Origin of the sequence: Microcoleus sp. F10-B2 (assembly GCF_036704965.1) — a bacterium.
Lineage (GTDB): Bacteria > Cyanobacteriota > Cyanobacteriia > Cyanobacteriales > Microcoleaceae > Microcoleus.
Genome location: NZ_JAUBTB010000035.1, coordinates 31,775 through 52,431 on the forward strand (window position 1 = coordinate 31,775; position 20,657 = coordinate 52,431).

Genomic DNA, 20,657 nt, shown 5'->3' on the forward strand with positions numbered 1-20,657 from the left:
ATGGAAACTAAACCGTATCTTATCTTTGAACAGAACGGTTTTCTCTGCGGTATAGAAGCCTGCTACATTCGGGAAATTTTCTTTCTGCCGGAGTTGACAGCAATTGCAGAAGCACCTCAAGATATTGTTGGGGCGATCGACCTTCGGGGCGAAATTCTGCCCGTGATGGATCTGAATCTCCGTTTTGGATACGTTTGGCAGGAGTATTCTGTGACAGATAGTACGATCGTCATAGAGTGCCAAGAATCGAAAGTCGGTATAATTGTCAATCAAGTTCGCGAAGTTAAGGAACTCTCAGAAGATGCCATCACTCCGCAGCTATCTTACGGGCGAGATAATTCAGAAGCTTCTCATCATTTTGTAGCTGGATTTGCCCGCTGCGAAGCCGATATTATCATGCTGCTGAATCTCGATTGCCTAATTGGATATTCTTCCGCCGAAAAGTCAGAGGAAAGCTGGTCGGTTTTTCCAAGCAATGCAGGTAGGGAAGAAACAGCAGGTGAGGCAGAGACGAAAAGTTTACAGAGGGAAATAAATGCAAAATTGTTAGGAGAAAATCCTAAAATTTTGAGCAAGCGTCACGTTTTTTGCCCGCAGGCCAACCCGGAAGAAAAAGCAATTTTTCAATCGCGCGCTAATCATTTGAGGCGGCAAGGCGAGGGGGAAAATGATGCTGCAATTAATATGTCCCTGGCGGTGTTTGTTTTGAATAGCGAATACTTTGGTATTCCTTTGGATCTAGTGCGCGAATTTACTGATATTAGCCAAGTAACTCCGGTTCCTTGCACTCCCGATCGCATAGTTGGAAATATGAATTTACGGGGAGAAATTTTGACGCTAATTGATATTCGCAATGTTTTAAATATGTCTTTAAATATGTCGGAGGCTGCCAATTATCTCTCTAAGGCGATCGTTGTTGAAGTGGCGGATTTTGTCGCTGGTATAGTGGTTGACGAAATATTAGATATTATATACTTAAATGTGTCGGAAATTGCGGCGGTTCCGGCAGCACTGCATTCTGCAAACCGCGAATATCTACGGGGGACAGCTATTTACGGGGAAAAAATGATGGCTATTCTGAACTTGCAAAAACTGCTGACAAAAGGAGGAGTAGTTGTTGATGAAGAGGTTTGAATCAAGAACAGGACTTACGCAAAGCCTATGTGCCATGAGTCCAGTGAAGCATCTCGCTTGATGCTTCATTTCCTTCGCAATCCCGATCCAACGCAGAGATCAGGACTGATAAGGATTGGGACTCAGCATGAGAGAATTATCTTGAAATGCGTCCAGGAGTAAAGAAGTTAGTTATACCACAATACGGTTGAGTTAAACTCGATCTGCCCTAGCCAAGGGCGGGCACGGGGGCACCGCCCCTACAAAGGGGGGGCAAGAACTTACTCAAAGTCCTCGCAACGATGCGGGGGATGCGAGGGGGATCTCTGAGGAATAAATAGTTTTAACCCAAGCGTATTGAGTTATACCAAATCTGCTTTTAAAGCGAGATTTGAGTAAGCAATCTAATTCGTGTATGCACGTGCTTAAATTAAGGAGAAAAATATGTTTTCTAAGTTAATAAAATTAAATATTAGAAATAGAATGCTGCTGGCCTATGTAGCACCGGCAACTATATACTTGGGTTTTCCTCTGCTAGTTTATACAACTACTAATCAGGCCTTGAATAATTTTCAAGAAGTAGAAAGGATCGAAAATGTGATCGGATACACAAATGATATGTCCACAGGTGCGGAACAAATGGTACGGGGGATGCGCGGGTATTTAATTAATAAAAGTCCGCAGTTTTTAAAGGATTTTAATACAGGTGGAAAATTAGCTCGTGATTCGGGAAATAGTGCGGAGTTGAAGATGGAAAATCCTGAACAGAGAATGCGTTTACAGAGGATGCTAGAACTCTGCAACGAATATTATGAGGGTTCTAATGAAATAGTTGTTTTATTACAAAAAAATAAGACAGCCGAAGCATTGGCTCTTTTTAACACCGGAAAACAGACACAATTTGTGAATGAATTTGTGGAAGTGAATAAGCAATTTCGCGAAATAGAAGTAAAAGCGATTAAGCAAGCGAGAGAAAAAACGAAGCAATCTTTAGTTTTCTTGCTCTCGGCATTGGTATTTGGTTCCGTGTTTTTGTTGGTGTTGGGTGCGGTTATAGCTTGGCTGATTTCTTCAGGAATTGCCCAAACTATCGATCGCGCAATTAGCTCGATCGCCGCTTCTTCGACTGAGATTGCAGCCACTGTGGAAGAACAGGAACGGATGGCAAGTCAGCAGGCAGCTTCAGTAAATCAAACTACTACTACAATGGACGAATTGGGAGCATCTTCCAGGGCGACATCACAGCAGATAGAAACAGCAGTGGTTCAAGCAATGCAAGCTTTGAATTTAGCTGGAGGTGGCACAAAAGCTGTAGAACAAACTTTAGAAGCAATGGCAACTCTAAAAACTAAAGTTCAGGATATCCAAGGACAAATTATAGAGTTGAGCGAACAAACAGATCACATTGGTAATATCTCAACTGTAGTTAGCGATTTGGCCAATCAAACTAATATGTTAGCACTCAACGCTGCTGTTGAAGCTGTGCGAGCGGGGGAACACGGCAAGGGGTTTGGCGTGGTGGCGTCAGAAATTCGCAAACTTGCCGATCGCAGTAAAAAATCAGGATCGCAAATTAATCTATTAGTTGCTGATATTCAAAAAGCGATTAACTCAACGGTAATGGTGACAGATGAAGGGACTAAAACTGTGGAATCGGGCGTGAATATTGCCTCAGAAACTGCAGCGGCATTTGCTGGAGTTGCCAATGCCATTAACAATGTGGTTTTGAGTTCTCAGCAAATTTCGCTGAATGCCAAACAGCAAGCGATCGCGATCGAACAGGTAGTGCAAGCTATGAACTCTCTCAATCAAGCCGCAGCCCAAACCGCTTGCGGTATCAGTCAAACTAAAGTCGGCACTCAAAAATTGAATGAAGCAGCTTTAGATTTGAAAGCAGTTTTGTAGGAGAGCGGTGAATTATGAATAGTTCCCAAAAAATGCCAAATATATCCTTAAAAATTAAATCAATTGCTTTGGCGATCGGCCTCGTTACAATTCCAGCGATATTAACGGGAGTAATCACTTGTTTCTGGGCAAATCAGAACCTAATCTCAAGTCAGCAGTGTAGTTAGTTGTGATTTGTGAGTTATTATTTGGGAGTTGTTATTTTTTATTTACTACCAATTCCCAATTCCCAATACTTCGGCTACGCGAGCGTACAAGTTGCCCATTCCCAATACTTCGGCTACGCGAGCGTACAAGTTCCCAGTAACCAATTTCCAGTAACCAATGATGAACAAATTTTTCCAAAAAATGCAGCACCGACTGCTCCTTCTCCTAATTTTAAGTACCTTGATTCCAGTATCTATTGTTGGTTGGTATGGAATTTATTCTTCAACAGAAGCCATGCAAAATTTAGCATTAATAACCCTTAGTGACAGTGTTAATTCTACCGCCAATCAAATGATTAACAAATTTGAAAATTTGAGAGCAGATATTTTGTTTCTCCGCAAAACTCCCCCAGTTCAGGGAATGATTAGAGCTAAAGAAGGAAATGGAGTAGACAAACAAACTAATTCAACTTATAAAGATTGGGTTTATCGAATGCAACTCACATTTTTATCCATGATGGAAGCTAAGCCATATTATATGCAATTGCGTTACATAGATAACAGCGGTAAGGAGATCGTGCGCGTTGATTCTGACGGCGGCCAAAATATCCAAGTTATTCCAGATTCTCAACTACAAAATAAAGCAGACAGAGATTACTTTCTGGCAACTATGAAGCTAAAATCAGGAGAAGTCTATGTGTCTTCTTTAGAACTGAATCAGGAAAGGGGGAAAATAGACATTCCTTACAAGCCAACAATTCGCTACGCAACTCCAATTTTTAATCCCAAAGGGGAAAGACAAGGTATTTTGATTAGCAATGCTCTGGGTAGCACTCTGATCGATAGGGTTAAAAATTTTAATCATGAATTATCAGATCAATCTTTTATCTTAAATCAAGATGGGTATTATCTGGCTCATCCCAATCCTAAAAAAGCATGGGGATTTGAACTCCAAACTAAGGAAAATGTCAAAAATGATTATTCAGGAGACATTGTTGCTAAAATACTCTCAGGTGGTCAGGGAAATATTGAGAATAGGGATCTAGTGATTAGCTACAATACAGTTTTTCCCAGTAAAGAAAATACAAATAAATTTTTAGTGCTTGTGAATAATTCACCCAAGAAAATGCTATTTAATTCAATCAATTCTCTTCAAAAGATAGTCGCCTTTATTGCTATTGTTTCCCTGGCTGTGGTGCTGGCATTTGGATGGTTTTATTTGCAACAAATTGTTGCTCTCATTCGGGGGTTGATTTACCAAATATCGTCATTTTCACTGCAAATAGAATCTAATATGAACAGGCAAGAGCAAATAGCAGATAGGCAATTTGTCTCGGTCAATCAAACAACTATAACTCTAGAAAATTTGGGCATATCTTCTCAGCAAACAGCCGAGCAAGCTGAGTCTGTTGCCGTTGCGGCTCGCCAAGCTTTAAATCTAGCCGAAGAAGGTACTAAAAAGGTAGATCAAACTCTCAATCAAATGCTGAATCTTAGAGAAGCTGTGGTGGCAATTTCTAAGCAAAATCATCGACTCGACGACAGCACGAGTCAGATTGGCAATATATCGACTCTCGCAAGTTTGGTTAGCGATTTAGCCAGCCAAACTAATATGCTGGCTCTCAACGCCGCTGTTGAAGCAGTCAGAGCCGGCGAGTACGGTAAAGGTTTTGCGGTGGTAGCAAGCGAAATTCGTAAGTTAGCAGATGAAAGCCAACAAGCTGCACAAAAGATTAATGGTATTATTCCAGAAATTAAGGGGGCGATCGACTCAACGGTGAAAGCAACTGAAGATAGTCGCAAAACGGTTGCAGAAGGGGTGAAAACAGCACAAGATACGGCAGAAGCTTTTACGGGTGTGAGGGAAGCTTGCAATCTGGTGTTTGCTAGCAACCAGCAAATTTCTTTTAATATTAAACAGCAGGCGATCGCAATTCAGCAAGTAGGTGATGCCATGAGTTCTCTCAAGGAATCCGCGTCTCAAACAGTCAGCGGCATTACTCAAGTTAAAATGGGTACTCAACAACTCACAGAAGCTGCATTTAATCTTAAAGAAGTCGTGTAGTCATCAGTCATTAATCATTAGTAACGAGCGATTATTAAACATAATTATCATTACTAATTACCCTGATTCAGTACCCATTACTTATTACTCAATAACATATATGATGATTGAAGATAGAGAACTTCGAGATGTATTTAAAGTCGCTAGTCAAGAACACTTACAGAAACTCGACGACGGATTGCTGTACTTAGAACAACACCCGGGCGACTTAGCTAAGTTAGAACAATTGTTGCGGGAAACCCATTCTCTTAAAGGTGATGCTGGGATGCTGGGAGTAAAAAATTTAGCATCTTTAGCTCATCAAATGGAGCATATTTTGGGATCTGTCAAGCGGGGAGAAACTCAACTGAATTCCGATATTAGCGATCGACTTTCGCAAGGTTTAGACGCCATGCGGAAACTCATTAACGAAGCCGTTACCGGCGAAGATTCCGGCGTTAATACTTTCTACATCCTCGCTAGCATGATGGGTGCTTCTAGCCAGCCACAGCCACAGGCTGCTGCCTCAATATTAGAGTCCTCAGCTTCGCAAGTACCAGAACAACCGTTGGTAGAAGCGCAATTTACTGAGCCTTCTACCAAAGAACTAGAAACAAATGTTGAAACTTCTGAAGTCATTAACTTAGAGCAAAATTCCTCTTTTTTACCCCTACAATCCAAGCCAGAATTTCTACTGCAATCTCACAACTTTCCTGCACCTTCTGGACTCGCCACTGAGTCGGCTTCGCAGTCGGCAGTTAGTGCATCATCAACCTCATCTTACCGCATTGAAACTATTCGCGTTGCTACTCAAAATTTAGACGATTTAATGACTCAAGCAGGGGAACTTACTGTCACAAAAACTAGGTTAGGACACCGAGTTGCAGAGATCGAACAAATTACAACTTTGTGGGAAGAGTGGAGCCGAGAATATTTTGTAACGAGCTTGAGTTTTGATCGGATGCAAATAGATGAAAACGGTATTAAACCCAACGGTAAATTTAGCCAATTGCAGGATTACTATCAACGTACAGAAGAACGTTTAGAACGTCTCGGAACTTTAGTCAACCGCTTGAGAAATCGAGTTTATGAAGATACTGCCAGACTCGAATTAATCGCTGAGGCATTAGAATCAGGAATTCGCACTATGAGACTGCTGCCTTTGTCTACTATTTTTAATTTATTTCCTCGAACTGTTCGAGACTTAGCGAAACGGGAAGGTAAAGAAGTTGCATTAGTGATGGAAGGAGGCGAAACTACAGCAGATAAACGCATTTTAGAGGAAATGAAAGACCCTTTAATGCACATGATTAGAAATGCGATCGACCACGGTATTGAAACTGTTGAGGAGCGGAAAAATTTAGGTAAACCTCCCGTGGCCACTCTCCGAATTAAAGGCTATAATATTGCTAGCAATATTATTATTGAAGTTGCTGATGATGGTCGGGGACTAAATTTAGATAGTATTAAACAAACGGCTGTAAAACGTAATATTTGTACGCTAGAACAACTGGCAGATATGACCGAAAGTCAAGTACAATATTTAATTTTTACTCCTGGTTTTTCTACCAAAAAATTTGTTACAGAAGTATCGGGACGCGGGGTGGGTTTAGATGTAGTTCGCACTAATGTTGAAGCCCTAAAAGGTAGTATTCAAGTAGAGTCTTTACCGGGAAAAGGATGCACTTTGAGGCTGCAAATTAGCACGTCTTTAGCTACAGCAAATGTATTAATTGTCGTTGTTGAAGACATTCCTTATGCTCTGCCAGTCGAGTTTGTAGACACGGCACAACAGGTGTCTCAGTCTGAGATATTTGCTATAGAAGGTAAGGAAACTATACTTTCAAAGGGTCAGCCTCTGTCAGTTGCTCATCTAACAGATTTACTAGAATTAAATAATAGAAAATGGTGGCAAAAAAAACGGTATTTGATACAGGAAACCGGTAGCGAAATTCTGAGAAAAAATTCCCAAGAATTATTAAATTCAACTTCTTCAAAAATGCCTTGTATTGTTTTGAAAGTAGGGGAGGAAAGATTGGGATTATTTGTAGATGCTTTGATAGACGAACAGGATGTGGTGATGAAACCTCAAAGTCAATTGCTGAAACGGGTGCGAAATGTTTCGGGTGCCACAATTCTCGGTACTGGGGAAGTTTGTATGGTACTCAATCCCCACGATTTGATAAAATCTGTACGCCAGCAAGTTTCGTCTCGTGGGGTTGGGAGTGCGCGATCGCAACTTGAGACTGCCACCCGAAAACAAGTTATACTATTAGCAGAAGACTCGATCGCCACGCGCACTCAAGAAAAGCGCATCCTAGAAGGTGCGGGTTACGAAGTTGTGACTGCGGTAGACGGATTGGATGCTTTCCATAAATTAAAAACTCGCGATTTTGATGCTGTGATTTCTGACATACAAATGCCAAACTTAGACGGTTTGGCCCTGACTGTTAAGATTCGGGAGCAAAAAGAATACAGTGAGTTGCCGATAATTTTAGTGACATCCTTGGCATCGGATGAAGATAAAAAAAGAGGGGCTGATGCGGGGGCGAATGCTTATATTCCTAAAGGTACTTTCAATCAAGATGTGTTGGTAGAGACACTAAAAAGGTTAGTTTAGTCATAAGTCATTACTCCTTGGTTATGAGGCATTTGTTATTTACTACCAATTAGCAAGGCCCAATATCCAGCGCCCAGTGCACCATTACCAGTGCATCTATGCCCAATGCCCAATACTTTGACCAAGACTTTCTTGATGGTACCCGCCACGTGATTTATCCGTGGAATCAATCCAAAATCCAAAATCGAAAATCCTTGCGTCCCCCGAATTTATCTCGCGCAAGTCAATCTAAAATCTAAAATCTAAAATCTAAAATCGAATGACTGCGCGGTTACTGAGGGACACGTGCTGAGCGTAGCCACTCACCCTGCGCGCCTTGCCCGCTAAGCTTCGCCGAAGGGAAGTAAGTCGAAGGGCAGCACAAGTGCCCTATTCTCCATTCCCCATTTCCCATTCCCCCATTCCCCAGCAAACTGATGTTATCGCCCATTAAACTATTGTTAGTTGAAGATTCTCCTGTAGTTACGCTCGTCCTCAAACGAATTTTTGAGTCTTCGCCAGAAATCCAAGTTGTAGGAACCGCTTGCAACGGATTAGAAGGACTAGAATTAATCCCCAAACTTCAGCCCCAAGTAATATGTACTGATTTGAACATGGCACCAATGAACGGGTTAGAATTTACCGAAGAAGTAATGAAGAAATATCCGCTACCAATTTTAGTAATTAGTGCTTCAGTGCAAGCGAATGATACTCAGAATGTATTTCAAGTGTTAAAGGCTGGTGCATTAGATGTGTTTCCGAAACCGATTGGCGGGTTGGTATCTGATTACGCTCACCTAGCAAATCAATTAATAGCTAAAGTTAAAATACTCTCAGGAGTTAAAGTATTTACACGGCATCAAAAAAAGAGACCAACAGAAGATAATAATCTAATTGTAAAAATCAACCAAGCACCTTTTCATAATTACAAATTTTCCAACGAAAATGTTAAACCTCCAACTATTAAAGTATTGGCTATAGGGGCTTCTACAGGCGGACCGCAAGCACTGTACGCGATTATTTCTAAACTTCCGGCTAGTTTTCCAGTGCCTGTAATTTGTGTCCAGCACATCAGTGAAGGTTTTTTGCAAGGATTAGTTGATTGGCTGGGTTATGAATCTAAACTGCCTGTTAAGATAGCTTCTTTTGGGGAATTGCCACAAGCAGGTACTGTTTATTTCCCGCCAGAAAAACGTCATTTAGAATTGGACTCTCAAGGGCGATTTGTTTATTCAGAAGCTGCTCGTGTTGCGGGACACTGCCCTTCTGTAACGGTGACATTTAAGTCGGTAGCTAATTTTTATAGTCGGGCCGCAGCGGGGGTTTTGCTGACAGGAATGGGTAGAGATGGTGCTGACGGAATGTTGGCTATCGCCAGACAAGGGGGGTTGACAATCGCCCAAGACGAAGCTAGCTGCATTGTCTTCGGAATGCCCAAGGAGGCGATCGCCCTCGGTGCCGCCCAATATGTTCTACCTGTCAGTGCGATTGCTCCCCTACTCCTGGCAAAATTAAAAATTTAGCACTTACCTCGCAAATAGTGCAGAATGCCCCGCCCCCCGACTTGTTAAAGAAGTCGAGGATAAGAGAGCGCGATCGCAACTTTTTAGTTCATTAATTACTCAAATTACTTCATTAATTACTCAAAACTGATTTTTGTCCTAAGTCCGATTATTTGATTTTGATAAATTTACCAATTACTTCGCGCAATTTATCAGCATCAAAAGGCTTAGTTAAATACTCTGTTGCTCCCGCCAAACGCCCCTGTACCTTATCAAAGGCTCCATCTCGCGCTGTCAGCATTACGATCGGCAAATTCTGAAACTGAGGCAAGCTCCGCACCGTGCGGCAGAGTTCCAATCCGTCAATACCAGGCATCGAAACATCCAGCAACAAAACCGAAATTTGTTCGTGATAAATAGTTGACAAAGCATCCACTGCATTGTCGGTTACGAGAACTCGAAACTCTTTGCTTAAGGCCTGTTTAACAAGTCCTTGCATCACGACGCTATCATCAACTGCCAAAATAGTTGGTACTTGACTGCTACTTGCAGACATATTCTTCTCCCTGTTTATTTATAGTTCTTGAAAATACAAAACATACTTCCTGCAGTTATTTTTTGAGAGTTGCCTCTACACAATAATTGTCAACCCCGTTGGAGCGTTAGTTGAAACATTACCCCTGTTTTTGTACCTCAAACTCGAAAAAAGGAATTAGGAGAGTGGTCGATCGGCAATTACAACAGTTGCAAAATGTGCATCCGGGCCCATAAACCCTAAAAGGTCGAGTTTGAACAACTATTGTTACAAAGTTTAACATTTTACCAATCTTTTGTAATTTATCTCCTAACTGTAGTTGAACTCCAAGCTAAGGCACAGCTCGGTAAAGGACACTGGTATTGTGGCACAAACCCCTGATTTAAATTTACCAGCAAGCCAGCTACCCACCATTAGACAAGTCTGTTAAAATACAATTAAACTGATAAAAAAATTCTAGGTAAGCAATCGTCATAAATTTTGGAAAGCTGCTTCCTCCCAACAGAGGCTCTTAGATTTAGAGAGCCGGAGGTATTCAAAAGCATAGTCAACTGGAAGTATAATTTATATAGTCTTAGATCTGGGGTGCTCTAACTCCCATAACTCAAAAGTTTCCAGATCGGTCAAGAGGTTAGTCTGAATTCGGCGCCAGCAACCTGCGCCGAACTTGCGCCCAGAGTCTCTCAGCACAGAATTCACAGCTTGTTTTTCAAGGGAAGTGTTGAGAAGGGCGGTTGCCAGCAACTAGACGGGCAGTTACACATGATGAAAGCACCCTTGCCTCTTGGTAAAAAAGTGTTCAAGCTCCATAACATTGACTTGTATCAGCTTCTCGGCTCTGCTCCAGACGCTTGCTTGGATAATTTGGTAGGTTTGGCAGCTCAAATGGGCCGAACTCCTATTGCTTTCTTGAGCTTGATTGACGGTAACCGCCACTGGTTGAAGTCGCAGTTAGGTATCGATCGAACTTTGGCCCACCGTTACCTGAATTTTTGCGATCGCGCCCTGGACCAAATTCCCGAAGAGTTCGGAGTCGGCTCAAACTCAAACTCGGAATTTGACCGGGCAATTCCCCTGCAAAAACCGCCAGTTGCTCCCGAATTTGCGATCGAACCCCCTGCAAATTCCTTTAAAGAACTGCCTGCGGCCATTATCCGAGACGCTTCCACAGATGTGAGATTTGGCGAGCACCCGCTGATCGTTTTCTACCCCTTCGTGAAATTTTACGCCGGAATCCCAGTTGTCAGCTCAGATGGGCAGGTGCTGGGAGTGCTATCCGTCATGGACTCGGTGCCGCGAGACTTGACAAAAGAAACGATAGAAGCTCTGCAAGCTTTGAGTCGGCAAGTTGCGAGTTTGGTAGAGCTGCGCTGGCAATTAGTCAAAGCAGAGAAACAGTTGCCGGAGGTAGAAGATATCAGCTCGAACAGCCAGCAAATCTCGGAGTTAGTTCCAGGCAAGAACCGATCGAGCTTGTGTGCGGTACATACGCCACAGAGCAGCAGGAGAATATACGGAACAAAAAAGCTTCCGACGCTGGGGGAAACAGACAAATCTCAATATGTGTGGGAAGCTTCAGCGGGCATCGGGCGCGCGGACGATACCCAACAAATCAGAGAAATCGTTGCCGGCCCCCGGGACACCTCCGATCGCCAACTAACGGCAGCGTCCCTACAAGAGCGAGCTCGCTTGGGTTCCCTGCAAGCTAAAGTCGGTGCAGCCCTCGGACAAGGCGGGAAAATATCGGTCATCCTCAACCGCTGCACCGAGGCAATGGTAGAGTACCTCGACGCCACAGGGGCGAGCATCTGGACTTTCAACCTGCAGACAGAGCGGTTAGAATTGCAGGCCTATTCAGGACTTAGCAGCCAAGATTGGGCAAAAGAAATAGAAGATTGGGTGCGAACAGAAGCGGGAAAACTCCAAACGGCTCCTGTGTGCCTAATGTCGAACCCGTCTCTATGCACCGTTGCCTATCCGCTGATTGTGGAGGAGCGACTGGTGGGAGTGATGGCTGTGTGCAGTAGCGCTTTGGCAAGCGAGGGAGCGCTGCTAGAAGTTCTGGGTTGCATGGCTAACGCCATCGCCGTGGCGATCGATCGCCACGCAGCCCGAGAAGAATTGTTGAGCCGCCGGGAAGGCTTGCTCTTCGGCCTCGCCAGCCAGATGCGGAATTCCCTCGACCTCGACAAAATTTTAGATACGGCTGTCAACGAAATTCGCAGCTTGTTGCAGGTTGACCAGTGCTACTTTTTGTGGTACTCCATCTCGCGAGACGGGCAGCCAAGCTTTGCAATCACCCACGAGGCGGCAAATCCCGAACTGAAAGACCGGCTCACAGAATACCCGATCGAACAAGTAACCCTGCTGGCCGAGAAAATTTGCCACCGCCAAACGATCCGGATCGGCGACGCTGCAACAGCACTCTGCATCGAACCGCCCACGCGATCTTTTTTGAGCAGTCTCGGGATTGTTTCTAACCTGCTGCTGCCGCTCAAGACTCGCTCCGGTCAAATGGGTGCTGTAGTTTGCAACCATTACAGCAGCCACCGTTCCTGGGCGACGAGCGAAGTGGAATTGCTGCAAGCGGTGGTGGATCAACTGGCGATCGCGATCGACCAAGCCGAACTCTACGCCCAAACCCGGGCGGCAGCCTTAGCCGCTCAAACTCAAGCCCGTCAACTGGCGGAAACTTTGCAGCAGTTGCAGCAGAAAGAAGCTCAGCTGATCCAAAACGAAAAAATGTCCTCTCTCGGTCAAATGGTCGCCGGCGTCGCCCACGAAATTAACAATCCGGTTAATTTTATTTACGGCAACTTGACTTATTGCAAGCAGTACATGAAAAATTTGCTGGATTTGCTGCACTTGTATCAAAAGCACTACCCCGAGCCTTGCCCCGAAATTCTCGACAAAAACGAAGAAATCGATGTTGATTTTATAGTGCCGGATTTGCTGAAAATTCTGTCTTCAATAGAGATGGGAACTGAACGCATCCGCCAAATTGTCCTGTCTCTGCGGAACTTCGCGCGGCACGACGAAGCCGAGATGAAGTCGGTGGACATTCACGAAGGGATTGACAGCACGCTGCTGATTTTGCACAGCCGCTTGAAGCCAAACGGTCTAGTGCCGGGAATTGAGGTAATTAAAAACTACGGCGACCTGCCGAAGGTAGAGTGCTATCCCGGACAACTCAACCAAGTATTTATGAATATTTTGGCGAATGCGATCGACTCTTTAGAAAATCAGCCTCCACCCAAGACGATCAAAATCTCGACGGCGGTGGTGGGCCAAGACTCGGAGGCTGATGAGTCAGGAAAGTCGAGGGGTCAAGTTGTGGTGATTCGGATTCAAGATAGCGGGCCCGGATTGCCCGAAAAAGCTAAATGCCACTTGTTTGACCCCTTCTTTACCACTAAACCTGTAGGCAAGGGTACGGGACTCGGTTTGTCTATCAGCTACCAGATAGTGGTGGAAAAACACGGAGGAAGTTTGAAGTGTATCTCGGAACCGGGACAGGGAGCGGATTTCAGGATTGAAATCCCGGTAGCTCGCCCCCCTGAACTCAAAGAATAAACCTGCGGGCGATCGCTTTCAAAAACATTTTTTAAATTTTATTGTCAAAATGCTTGACAGATTTCTGTGTTTGAATGTTAAGATAGTGAAGGTTAAGACGTTGGGGCGTCGCCAAGTGGTAAGGCAGCGGGTTTTGGTCCCGCCATTCAGAGGTTCGAATCCTTTCGCCCCAGTTAAATTGTGTCCGGTCAATCAATTATCTAACTGATTGTTTTTAGTCCGTGCTTTGCAGACAAAACAGTAGGGACTTCCTAACTGCACATCTAATTAGGGGTTGCTCACAGGATGTAACAAACCGGGTTTCTGGCTGCGGGCTTGGTCTAAAACCTGATATTTTCGATCCAGAAACCGGTTTATTTGGTCGCCAGTGCTGATTTGTGGCAGAAACCGGTTTTTTGCGTCAGTCTTCACATAAAAAGAGTAAACTCGCCCTACTCAACATCACTGCAAAGCGATCGGACCGCGAGCGTTTAGCCGATCGAAAACGTATCGGGAAATGGCCGGAAAAGCTGTTTCGTCCTTGGCATAAGCAGGATCGTCTGCAAAAACAACTAAGATATAAATCGCGCGATCGTCTAAAGTTCTAACAAATGCCGCTTCGCTGCGGGATTTGGAAGTATAGCCCACTTTGGAACCAAAATAAATATTAGTTGGTAAAGATTCGCCGAGAAATCCTTTTATCGAATTGCTAGGGTCATTTTTCCATGCCTTGGGGTCTAAATCTCTTGTCAGCAAGTAAGCCATTTTGCGGCTGGCGACGCTAGAAACCGCTTGCCTAGTATAGATTTCATATATTAATCTGGCGGCTTGGTCGGTAGTTACTTGATTGCGAATCGGCTGGGAAGCATCGCCCCGCAATTGCAAGTCGCGACCGATTGGACCTTCTTGCCTCAAATAGTATATGGGATAATTTTTGGTGCTTATACGAATATCATTGTAGCCTGCAGACTGGAAAAATGTGTTAATTTGAGTGCGCTTTTTCAGCCAGGTTTGCAACTCTTCTCCTGCGAGCCGTCCGCCGGATTTTGTATCTGTGATTTTGTCTAAAAGCCTGCTGGCAGCATCGTTGTTGGAGACGCGAATCATTTGCTCCAGGTCGTTTTTAAAGGCAGATTCTCTTTGCGTAATGAGGCCTTTTTCAATGGCTGAGTAAAACGCTGCCATCCAAAATAATTTGGCAACGCTAGCGGGAAATCGGAGAGTTTGATTTTGATATCCGGCGAAGGTGTGAGTTTTAGAATTGCTAACATCAAATAAGGTAATTGATAGCCGTTCTGCAGGCAATCCTTTGCTGGTTGCAATTTTCACAGATTCATCAACAATCCCTTGCAATTCTTGAGAGTAAACGGGATTGGGAGGTGTTTTGATGTTGTAGCTAAACTTAGGCTCGCTTTGACGATCGGCTAAATTTTCCGATGGTTCAATTGTCGGAGGCGAGAGTGTTTCTTGAGGCGAGACGGGCTGTTGAGCCAAGATGACTGGCGGTTCTGGGGGACGGCGAATTCTGAAGGGCATTGTGACGAGCCAAAAAAACGCGATCGCCCCGGCAATTAAACACAAAATGTTACGGTATTTTAGCCGAGAAAATTTCGTCCTCACTCGGCGACGAGATGGCACTGGGCCTTCGCTGCTTTGGCGTCGGCGTCCGACTGGGCGCTGGCTGCTTTGAGGTCGGGATTGAATTAGACCTGTTGCATGAATCTTTGCTCGATCGGTCAACCGCAGATACAAGGGAGATGAACGCAGATTAACCCAGATAATTTCAAGAATTGAGAGCGACTTTTGCAAGAGGTCTATGGGGCGTCGGGTCTGGATTGGGCGACGAGATGGGACTCGGCGCTCGGTGCTTTGGCGTCGCGACTGGACTGGACGCTCGGTGCTTTGGCGTCGGGACTCGATTGGGCGTTGGGGCCCGATGGGGCGGCGTCGGCGTTCTACTTGCATTACAGTTTTGTGCTATCAAACTCGCACGATCAGTTTATAATAGGGCGGCATCTAAATGACAAGTGTATCGATCTAGTCCGCTGTTGCCAATTTTATCGGTCTACTAGGCTGATTGAGACTTCTAGTAATTGTAAAATGTAATTGTAAAATTTTCAGGATAGCACTGAGTTGAAGCAAAATCCTTTGAAAAACATGAGAAATTTTTGGAGTCTGGCTGTTTTGGGATTTGCGATCGTCGGCGTGAATAACTCTTTGATACCTGATGTTTGGGCATTTCAGTCTCAATCTGCTACGGGATATGTTGTCGAGCGACAAACAGCAGGACAGGGCGCGGATTTAGCGTTTTCCTTGACGGGAAAAAGCGAAAATCTGGAAATAACAAACAACCAAACTGTTTCCAGTTTTCCGAGTATGTTGTGGGACTTCAACAATTTAGCGGAAATTTCCTATTCCGAATTGCTGAAGGTGCTGGCGAGACGACCTGACTCAAATAATACGGAGAGAGAAACCGTTGCACAGCCTGAAGACATAGCACGTTTTGAAAAGGTGGTACAGTATGCAAAACAACAAAATTTGCACGATCGCTCGATCGGAGAAATCGTCCAGGCGATCGCCGATAACTTCCTAGGAAAGCCCTACGCCGCTGGTTTGCTGGACAAATCTGGCGAAGAAAAGTTGCTCATAACTTTGAATAAATTTGATTGCGTTTTGTTTGTAGAAACCGTTTTGGCGATCGCCAGGGGCGTAGCAGTACAAGATTACGACTATCAAAATTTTGTAAATCGCATAGAAGAACAGCGGTATTTAAACGGTAAAATGAACGGTTATTGCAGCAGGTTGCACTATTTTTCCGAATGGATTAACGACAATCAAAAACGGCAAACAGTGGAAAATATCACCGCTGAATTAGGTGGAGTTCCCATGAATAAAACACTAAATTTCATGAGCCAACACCGCAGCAGTTACCCGCAAATGGTCAAAGACGAAGCAACTTATCAGTGCATTGTCAGCCAAGAAGCAGACTTAGCCAAAACTACTGTTAATTACATCCCGACAAATCGGATAAAAAGTGTTTATTCTCAGTTAAAACCAGGGGATATTGTAGCGGTAGCCACGGATGTTAAAGGATTGGATGTCACCCACACGGGTTTAGTCTACCGCAATGCTGACGGCAATATGGGTTTAATTCACGCTTCGCCTGCTGGGGAGGTGACAGTTGCTTACGACTTGCAGAGATATATTAGGAGAGTCGAAAGTGCGATCGGCATTGTAGTCGCTAGGGCGAAAACACCTCATTAAATTAGTTTGTACTCCTAGCGTATATCAGCTTGCATTATTTTATATCAAAATTTAAATTTTCTGTGCTGACCAGGAATTTCTTGATGGTACAATCCCCCGGATTTATCCGTGGAATAAATCCCAAATCGAAAATCGAAAATCCTCAAGCCCCCGGATTTATCTCGCGCAAGTCAATCTAAAATCTAAAATCTAAAATCTAAAATCGATTGACGCACCCTACAAACTAAAGAAACCGGGTTTTTTGCCGAATTTGCGGATGGCAACGGGTCTTTTTGTCAAAAAACCCGGTTTCTGGGCCCCCATGCGTCAGCCTCCAATCAATTGACAATTTCGCTGCGAGATACCTTACTCTTTCTAGCAGGATTTGGCGTTAATTCCGGCGGCGAAACTTGAACACTTCCCCAGTCATTCAAAAAGCTTTTCAGCAAAACCTCTTGCTGAGTGCGAAATGTCTCAACATTTTCCCCGCGATTCATAATCACAAACCACACTGTTTCTTGTTTTTGAGTGGGCAGCGCTCCGCCCAAAGCGCTAACATTATCCAACGTGCCAGACTTGATCACTGCTAATTGGGGAAGTGGCCGTTCTGATAGTATTCCTTTATCTTTCCCAACTACAGTTAAGACATCAGCAACTGTCATGCTGTAAGGTTGAAGATAGCGTTCTAAAGCTATAAACAACGCGCAAGCAGCCCGGGGAGAAATGAGATTTTCTTCGCTCAATCCCGAACCGTTCACGAGTTGAATTTCTGCGGGAGGAACTCCGGTTGCTGCTGCTGCTTTTTGCGCGACAGTTTTGGCACCGCCGACAGTATCAGCTAGCATATCTGCCATGAGATTGTTGCTGTACTGATTCATTTTTTTGATCAGTTCAGCAAGGGGCAAAGAATAATGTTTGACTAAAGGCTGCACGTCATTGGGAGGTGCTGGCAAAACTTTTACAGTACCCTCAATTGCTATTTGGGGTTTTGGCGTATTTGGAGGCAGTGTTTGATACTGGGCGGCGGCTTCGCCGGGCCAGATTTGACTGTTCAATCCTTGTTTGAGCAATTCTCCCGATTTAAGGGGATCGAGTTCAAAATTCATGTAAAACTTATCGACAATTATCAAATTGCCAGTGACTCGCTTGATGCCTTTTTGACTTAAGGCGTTACCGAGGGCGATCGCCTCTTCCCAGACAAACAACGGATCTTCGCTGCCGGCAACAATTAAATCTCCTTTTAATACGCCGTTTTCAATTTTTCCCGTTGTACCAATTAAGGTAATAAATTGATGTTCCGGCCCGAATTGTTGCAGCGCTACGAGAGATGTTGCTACTTTGGTAATAGAAGCGGCCGACAGAGGAACTGTACCTTGATGATTGGCTAACAAAGTATTGCCCGATTGCATCCAGATCCCTTGGTCTTCTTTGGCATAACCTTGTGCTGTTAAGCCGTTGAGATATTGCTGGATTTTGGTATTTGTGGGGGTTTCGGGATTGGTAGCAGAGACTGTTAAGGGCTGAGGCTGACTTGGTTTAACTGGCGGCGGGGAAGATTCAGCTACAGGAGAGGGAGATACAAGTTCCGGCGATTTAGTAGCGGCGCATCCGGCAATAATTGTGAGAAGGGCGATCGAACTCGCAGCAGTCAAGTAGCGGTTTTTTAGCATTACTTTATTTTTTTTCATCAAATGTACGATCGTCTGTTCGGCACGCCCGATGGAAAGTTTAGCATTCTTCTCGCGCGTGGGGCGAGCCTCCGGATCTGCGTTACCAAACTCCCGAACCGCTAAAATTGCCTATCTTCTTCCTTCTCTAATCTTTCTTCGCGCACTTCGCGTCTTCGCGGTTCGTTAAATATATCTCCTTGAAATGCTTCGGAAACCCATCTTCAGCGCCTGGGGTGAAGGCCCCAGGCCGATCGCTCTCACAAATTTAAGGGTAAACTGGTTTATCCAGCCATACTCCCCATACTCAGCGGCACCATCTCGCCGTGAATCGTCAGCCCTAATAACATCGGCCCGCCCGGTCGAATCAACTCTCCTGTAAGCGCGCAGCGTTCCTCCTGATGTGCTGTCGCATTAATGCTAGCTCGAATATCCGATCGAGAAAACATCTGCCGATACTCTCCAGACTTCTGCTGCACGTAATTCCAGAGCAAATCTCGAATCAAAGCTTGATAGCCTTGATTGCCCGCGAGCTCTTTAAGTCTCTCTTTGAGTTCTCTTTCGAGTCGAATGCTGGTGACTTCCATTTCGGTGGTTGAGGTTCTAGGTAGGGTATGCATAATTTTTTCTCCGTGACGGGTGGACATATGTGTAATATCAGTGTAGTATGTTTACAGCTAGATTGAAAGCCTCTTAACCACCTTCTGCCTACAGTGAAATTTCTCCCCACCTACTCCACCTATCAACTCAAGTGCGATCGCCCCACGGGTCACTCCGAGTCGTTACAGCACGTCTTTAGGACGGGTTTGACGACCGTCGCAGCGACCTCGTGGGCGGGTCGGGGCCTAATTAAACCCGGTTATAGTGGATTAGGACAAATTGCAGAAATTAATTACAACGAGGTAGACCGGGACGGTCTGCAAGTGGCACAGCCATATCGAGATACGCGAAGCGGGAGGTACAGCTAAACGACTGTACCAAGACAGGATGAAAATTTGCATGAACGCAGTTTTTCTAGCCCCCGCTTTTAAGTAAGAGAATCGGGGGCATTTGATTGGATATTTGAGAAATTCGATCCGCTTGGGGAACTGGGAAAAAACCAGATGTAGCCAATGTAGGCGTTGCACCGAAAATCCCAAATCCCAAATCTAAAATCTAAAATCTAAAATCCAAAATCCAAATGAGGAGGAGCAAGCCGTGACCGTAGTAACTGATGTATTGAGGCAATCTGTGGTGGTATTTTCTCAGAATTACCTACCGATGAGCCGTGTCAACATCAAACGGGCGATCGTACTGTTGGTAACAGGCAAGGCTGAACCTCTGGATTTTAGCATCGGCAACGGGTGGCTGGTCCGATCGCCCAGCACCAGCATCCACGTACCCGAACAAATCCGCTTGACTTTTGGTAACAGGGAACGCCTGTGGAAAGTGCCCCCGGTCAATCGCCGGGAAGTTTTGCGCCGCGACGCTCATTCTTGCCAATACTGCGGTAGCAACCGGCATTTGACGCTGGATCACGTGATGCCTCGATCGAAGGGAGGCCCGCATAGTTGGGACAACGTGGTGACGGCTTGCGAACGGTGCAATTCTCGTAAGGGCGATCGAACTCCCGTAGAAGCCGGAATGTCTCTGCGAACTAAGCCGAAGGCTCCCATACACCCCACTGTTGCTTTTGCCGAACTGTTTTGGCACGAATACCAAATTGGGGAATAGGGAATGGGAAGAATTTTAGATTTTAGATTTTAGATTTTAGATTTTAAATTGATGCGTAATTCTCATCTAAAATCTGCCCTAACTCCCGATTCCCAATTCCCGATTACCAATTTTCAATTACCAATTTTAAACTTTCAATTCCAAATTTAGGGCTGTCAATATGCTGAAGTTGACTTACACTGAAACGGGCTTTAACCTCGAGCGTTTGGCTCAATCTCCCGAACAGTTAGTGGCGCTGCGAGTTGTGCTGGCTATGCGAGTTGGTCAAAGCATCAGCGTCGAACCGAGCACTGCGGCATTTTTGCTGCCCGCGAATTTGGCGGCGCTGTCTCTGTTGGAATCTGAGGCCCGGCGAGACGACAACGAGGCGATCGACCTTTGTGTTGCTGATGCTGACTTTGTAGAAGTGACTTTGCGCGGTACGTGGATTTCTAGCGCGTCTGAGGGAGCTGACGGCGTGTTTGCGACTGTGTTGGGCGATCGGGCGGAGCTCTTGCTGCTCAAACTCTGGCTCGAAACTCAGGCTGCTGCGGAGGTTGTCGGGGAAGTCGGCGATTAATATCGGATGTTAAACAACCAAGAGGGAACAAGCAAGAAGGAAATATTTTCGGCGCTGCATGATGGTGCTATAAATGGAG

13 protein-coding genes and 1 tRNA gene are annotated in these 20,657 nt (G+C 44.9%); 10 read left to right on the plus strand and 4 right to left on the minus strand.

Translation table 11 applies throughout. The features are described from left to right. The 5 genes from QUA99_RS15410 to cheB all read left to right on the plus strand — a co-directional run bounded on the left by QUA99_RS15410 (position 1) and on the right by cheB (position 9,330). On the plus strand, positions 1-1,134 hold the full coding sequence (locus tag QUA99_RS15410; RefSeq protein WP_333238154.1) for a chemotaxis protein CheW: 1,134 nt from the start codon (positions 1-3) through the stop codon (positions 1,132-1,134). Positions 1,135-1,557: 423 nt separating this feature from the next. Next, positions 1,558-3,018 carry a methyl-accepting chemotaxis protein gene (locus tag QUA99_RS15415; protein WP_333238156.1) on the plus strand — a complete coding sequence of 487 codons (1,461 nt, stop codon included), beginning with the start codon at positions 1,558-1,560 and terminating at the stop codon, positions 3,016-3,018. Positions 3,019-3,342: 324 nt separating this feature from the next. Beyond that, positions 3,343-5,229, plus strand: a complete 1,887-nt coding sequence (locus QUA99_RS15420; protein WP_333238158.1) for a methyl-accepting chemotaxis protein — start codon at positions 3,343-3,345, stop codon at positions 5,227-5,229. A 103-nt stretch (positions 5,230-5,332) separates the two neighbouring features. Continuing rightward, positions 5,333-7,828, plus strand: a complete 2,496-nt coding sequence (locus QUA99_RS15425; protein ID WP_333238199.1) for a hybrid sensor histidine kinase/response regulator — start codon at positions 5,333-5,335, stop codon at positions 7,826-7,828. A gap of 416 nt (positions 7,829-8,244) precedes the next feature. Next, on the plus strand, positions 8,245-9,330 hold the full coding sequence (cheB, locus tag QUA99_RS15430) for a chemotaxis-specific protein-glutamate methyltransferase CheB (protein WP_333238160.1): 1,086 nt from the start codon (positions 8,245-8,247) through the stop codon (positions 9,328-9,330). 148 nt (positions 9,331-9,478) lie between these two features. Here cheB and QUA99_RS15435 read toward each other — a convergent pair whose 3' ends face one another. Beyond that, positions 9,479-9,865, minus strand: a complete 387-nt coding sequence (locus QUA99_RS15435) for a response regulator (RefSeq protein WP_015175702.1) — start codon at positions 9,863-9,865, stop codon at positions 9,479-9,481. 741 nt (positions 9,866-10,606) lie between these two features. On the opposite strand from QUA99_RS15435, the gene QUA99_RS15440 reads away from it, so the two are divergent. Beyond that, the gene (locus tag QUA99_RS15440) at positions 10,607-13,417 is read left to right on the plus strand and encodes a GAF domain-containing protein (protein WP_333238162.1); all 2,811 of its coding nucleotides are present in this window, start codon (positions 10,607-10,609) and stop codon (positions 13,415-13,417) included. Positions 13,418-13,518: 101 nt separating this feature from the next. Further along, positions 13,519-13,590: transfer RNA gene (locus QUA99_RS15445), tRNA-Gln, on the plus strand. Between the two features lie 268 nt (positions 13,591-13,858). On the opposite strand, the gene QUA99_RS15450 is transcribed toward QUA99_RS15445, so the two are convergent. Next, the gene (locus tag QUA99_RS15450) at positions 13,859-15,361 is read right to left on the minus strand and encodes a serine hydrolase (protein WP_333238164.1); all 1,503 of its coding nucleotides are present in this window, start codon (positions 15,359-15,361) and stop codon (positions 13,859-13,861) included. Positions 15,362-15,553: 192 nt separating this feature from the next. On the opposite strand from QUA99_RS15450, the gene QUA99_RS15455 reads away from it, so the two are divergent. Continuing rightward, complete coding sequence (locus tag QUA99_RS15455) at positions 15,554-16,660, plus strand: N-acetylmuramoyl-L-alanine amidase-like domain-containing protein (RefSeq protein ID WP_333238166.1); 1,107 nt, start codon at positions 15,554-15,556, stop codon at positions 16,658-16,660. 317 nt (positions 16,661-16,977) lie between these two features. Here QUA99_RS15455 and QUA99_RS15460 read toward each other — a convergent pair whose 3' ends face one another. Together QUA99_RS15460 and QUA99_RS15465 are read right to left on the minus strand one after the other, a co-directional pair. Further along, a complete protein-coding gene (locus tag QUA99_RS15460; RefSeq protein WP_333238168.1) occupies positions 16,978-18,327 on the minus strand; it encodes a D-alanyl-D-alanine carboxypeptidase in 1,350 nt (449 codons plus the stop codon). Between the two features lie 263 nt (positions 18,328-18,590). Continuing rightward, positions 18,591-18,926: a ribbon-helix-helix domain-containing protein gene (locus tag QUA99_RS15465; RefSeq protein WP_333238170.1), complete on the minus strand. Its 336-nt coding sequence runs from the start codon at positions 18,924-18,926 to the stop codon at positions 18,591-18,593. 577 nt (positions 18,927-19,503) lie between these two features. Here QUA99_RS15465 and QUA99_RS15470 point away from each other — a divergent pair. Beyond that, positions 19,504-20,019: an HNH endonuclease gene (locus tag QUA99_RS15470; RefSeq protein ID WP_333238172.1), complete on the plus strand. Its 516-nt coding sequence runs from the start codon at positions 19,504-19,506 to the stop codon at positions 20,017-20,019. 160 nt (positions 20,020-20,179) lie between these two features. Then, on the plus strand, positions 20,180-20,578 hold the full coding sequence (locus QUA99_RS15475; RefSeq protein ID WP_333238173.1) for an alr0857 family protein: 399 nt from the start codon (positions 20,180-20,182) through the stop codon (positions 20,576-20,578). The last annotated feature ends 79 nt before the right edge of the window (positions 20,579-20,657 follow it).

Coding starts and splice junctions, on each gene's coding strand:
- QUA99_RS15410 (WP_333238154.1), top strand. CDS start 1: ATGGAAACTAAACCGTATCTTATCTTTGAACAGAACGGTTTTCTCTGC.
- QUA99_RS15415 (WP_333238156.1), top strand. CDS start 1,558: ATGTTTTCTAAGTTAATAAAATTAAATATTAGAAATAGAATGCTGCTG.
- QUA99_RS15420 (WP_333238158.1), top strand. CDS start 3,343: ATGATGAACAAATTTTTCCAAAAAATGCAGCACCGACTGCTCCTTCTC.
- QUA99_RS15425 (WP_333238199.1), top strand. CDS start 5,333: ATGATTGAAGATAGAGAACTTCGAGATGTATTTAAAGTCGCTAGTCAA.
- cheB (WP_333238160.1), top strand. CDS start 8,245: ATGTTATCGCCCATTAAACTATTGTTAGTTGAAGATTCTCCTGTAGTT.
- QUA99_RS15435 (WP_015175702.1), bottom strand. CDS start 9,865: ATGTCTGCAAGTAGCAGTCAAGTACCAACTATTTTGGCAGTTGATGAT.
- QUA99_RS15440 (WP_333238162.1), top strand. CDS start 10,607: ATGATGAAAGCACCCTTGCCTCTTGGTAAAAAAGTGTTCAAGCTCCAT.
- QUA99_RS15450 (WP_333238164.1), bottom strand. CDS start 15,361: ATGCAAGTAGAACGCCGACGCCGCCCCATCGGGCCCCAACGCCCAATC.
- QUA99_RS15455 (WP_333238166.1), top strand. CDS start 15,554: ATGAGAAATTTTTGGAGTCTGGCTGTTTTGGGATTTGCGATCGTCGGC.
- QUA99_RS15460 (WP_333238168.1), bottom strand. CDS start 18,327: ATGAAAAAAAATAAAGTAATGCTAAAAAACCGCTACTTGACTGCTGCG.
- QUA99_RS15465 (WP_333238170.1), bottom strand. CDS start 18,926: ATGCATACCCTACCTAGAACCTCAACCACCGAAATGGAAGTCACCAGC.
- QUA99_RS15475 (WP_333238173.1), top strand. CDS start 20,180: ATGCTGAAGTTGACTTACACTGAAACGGGCTTTAACCTCGAGCGTTTG.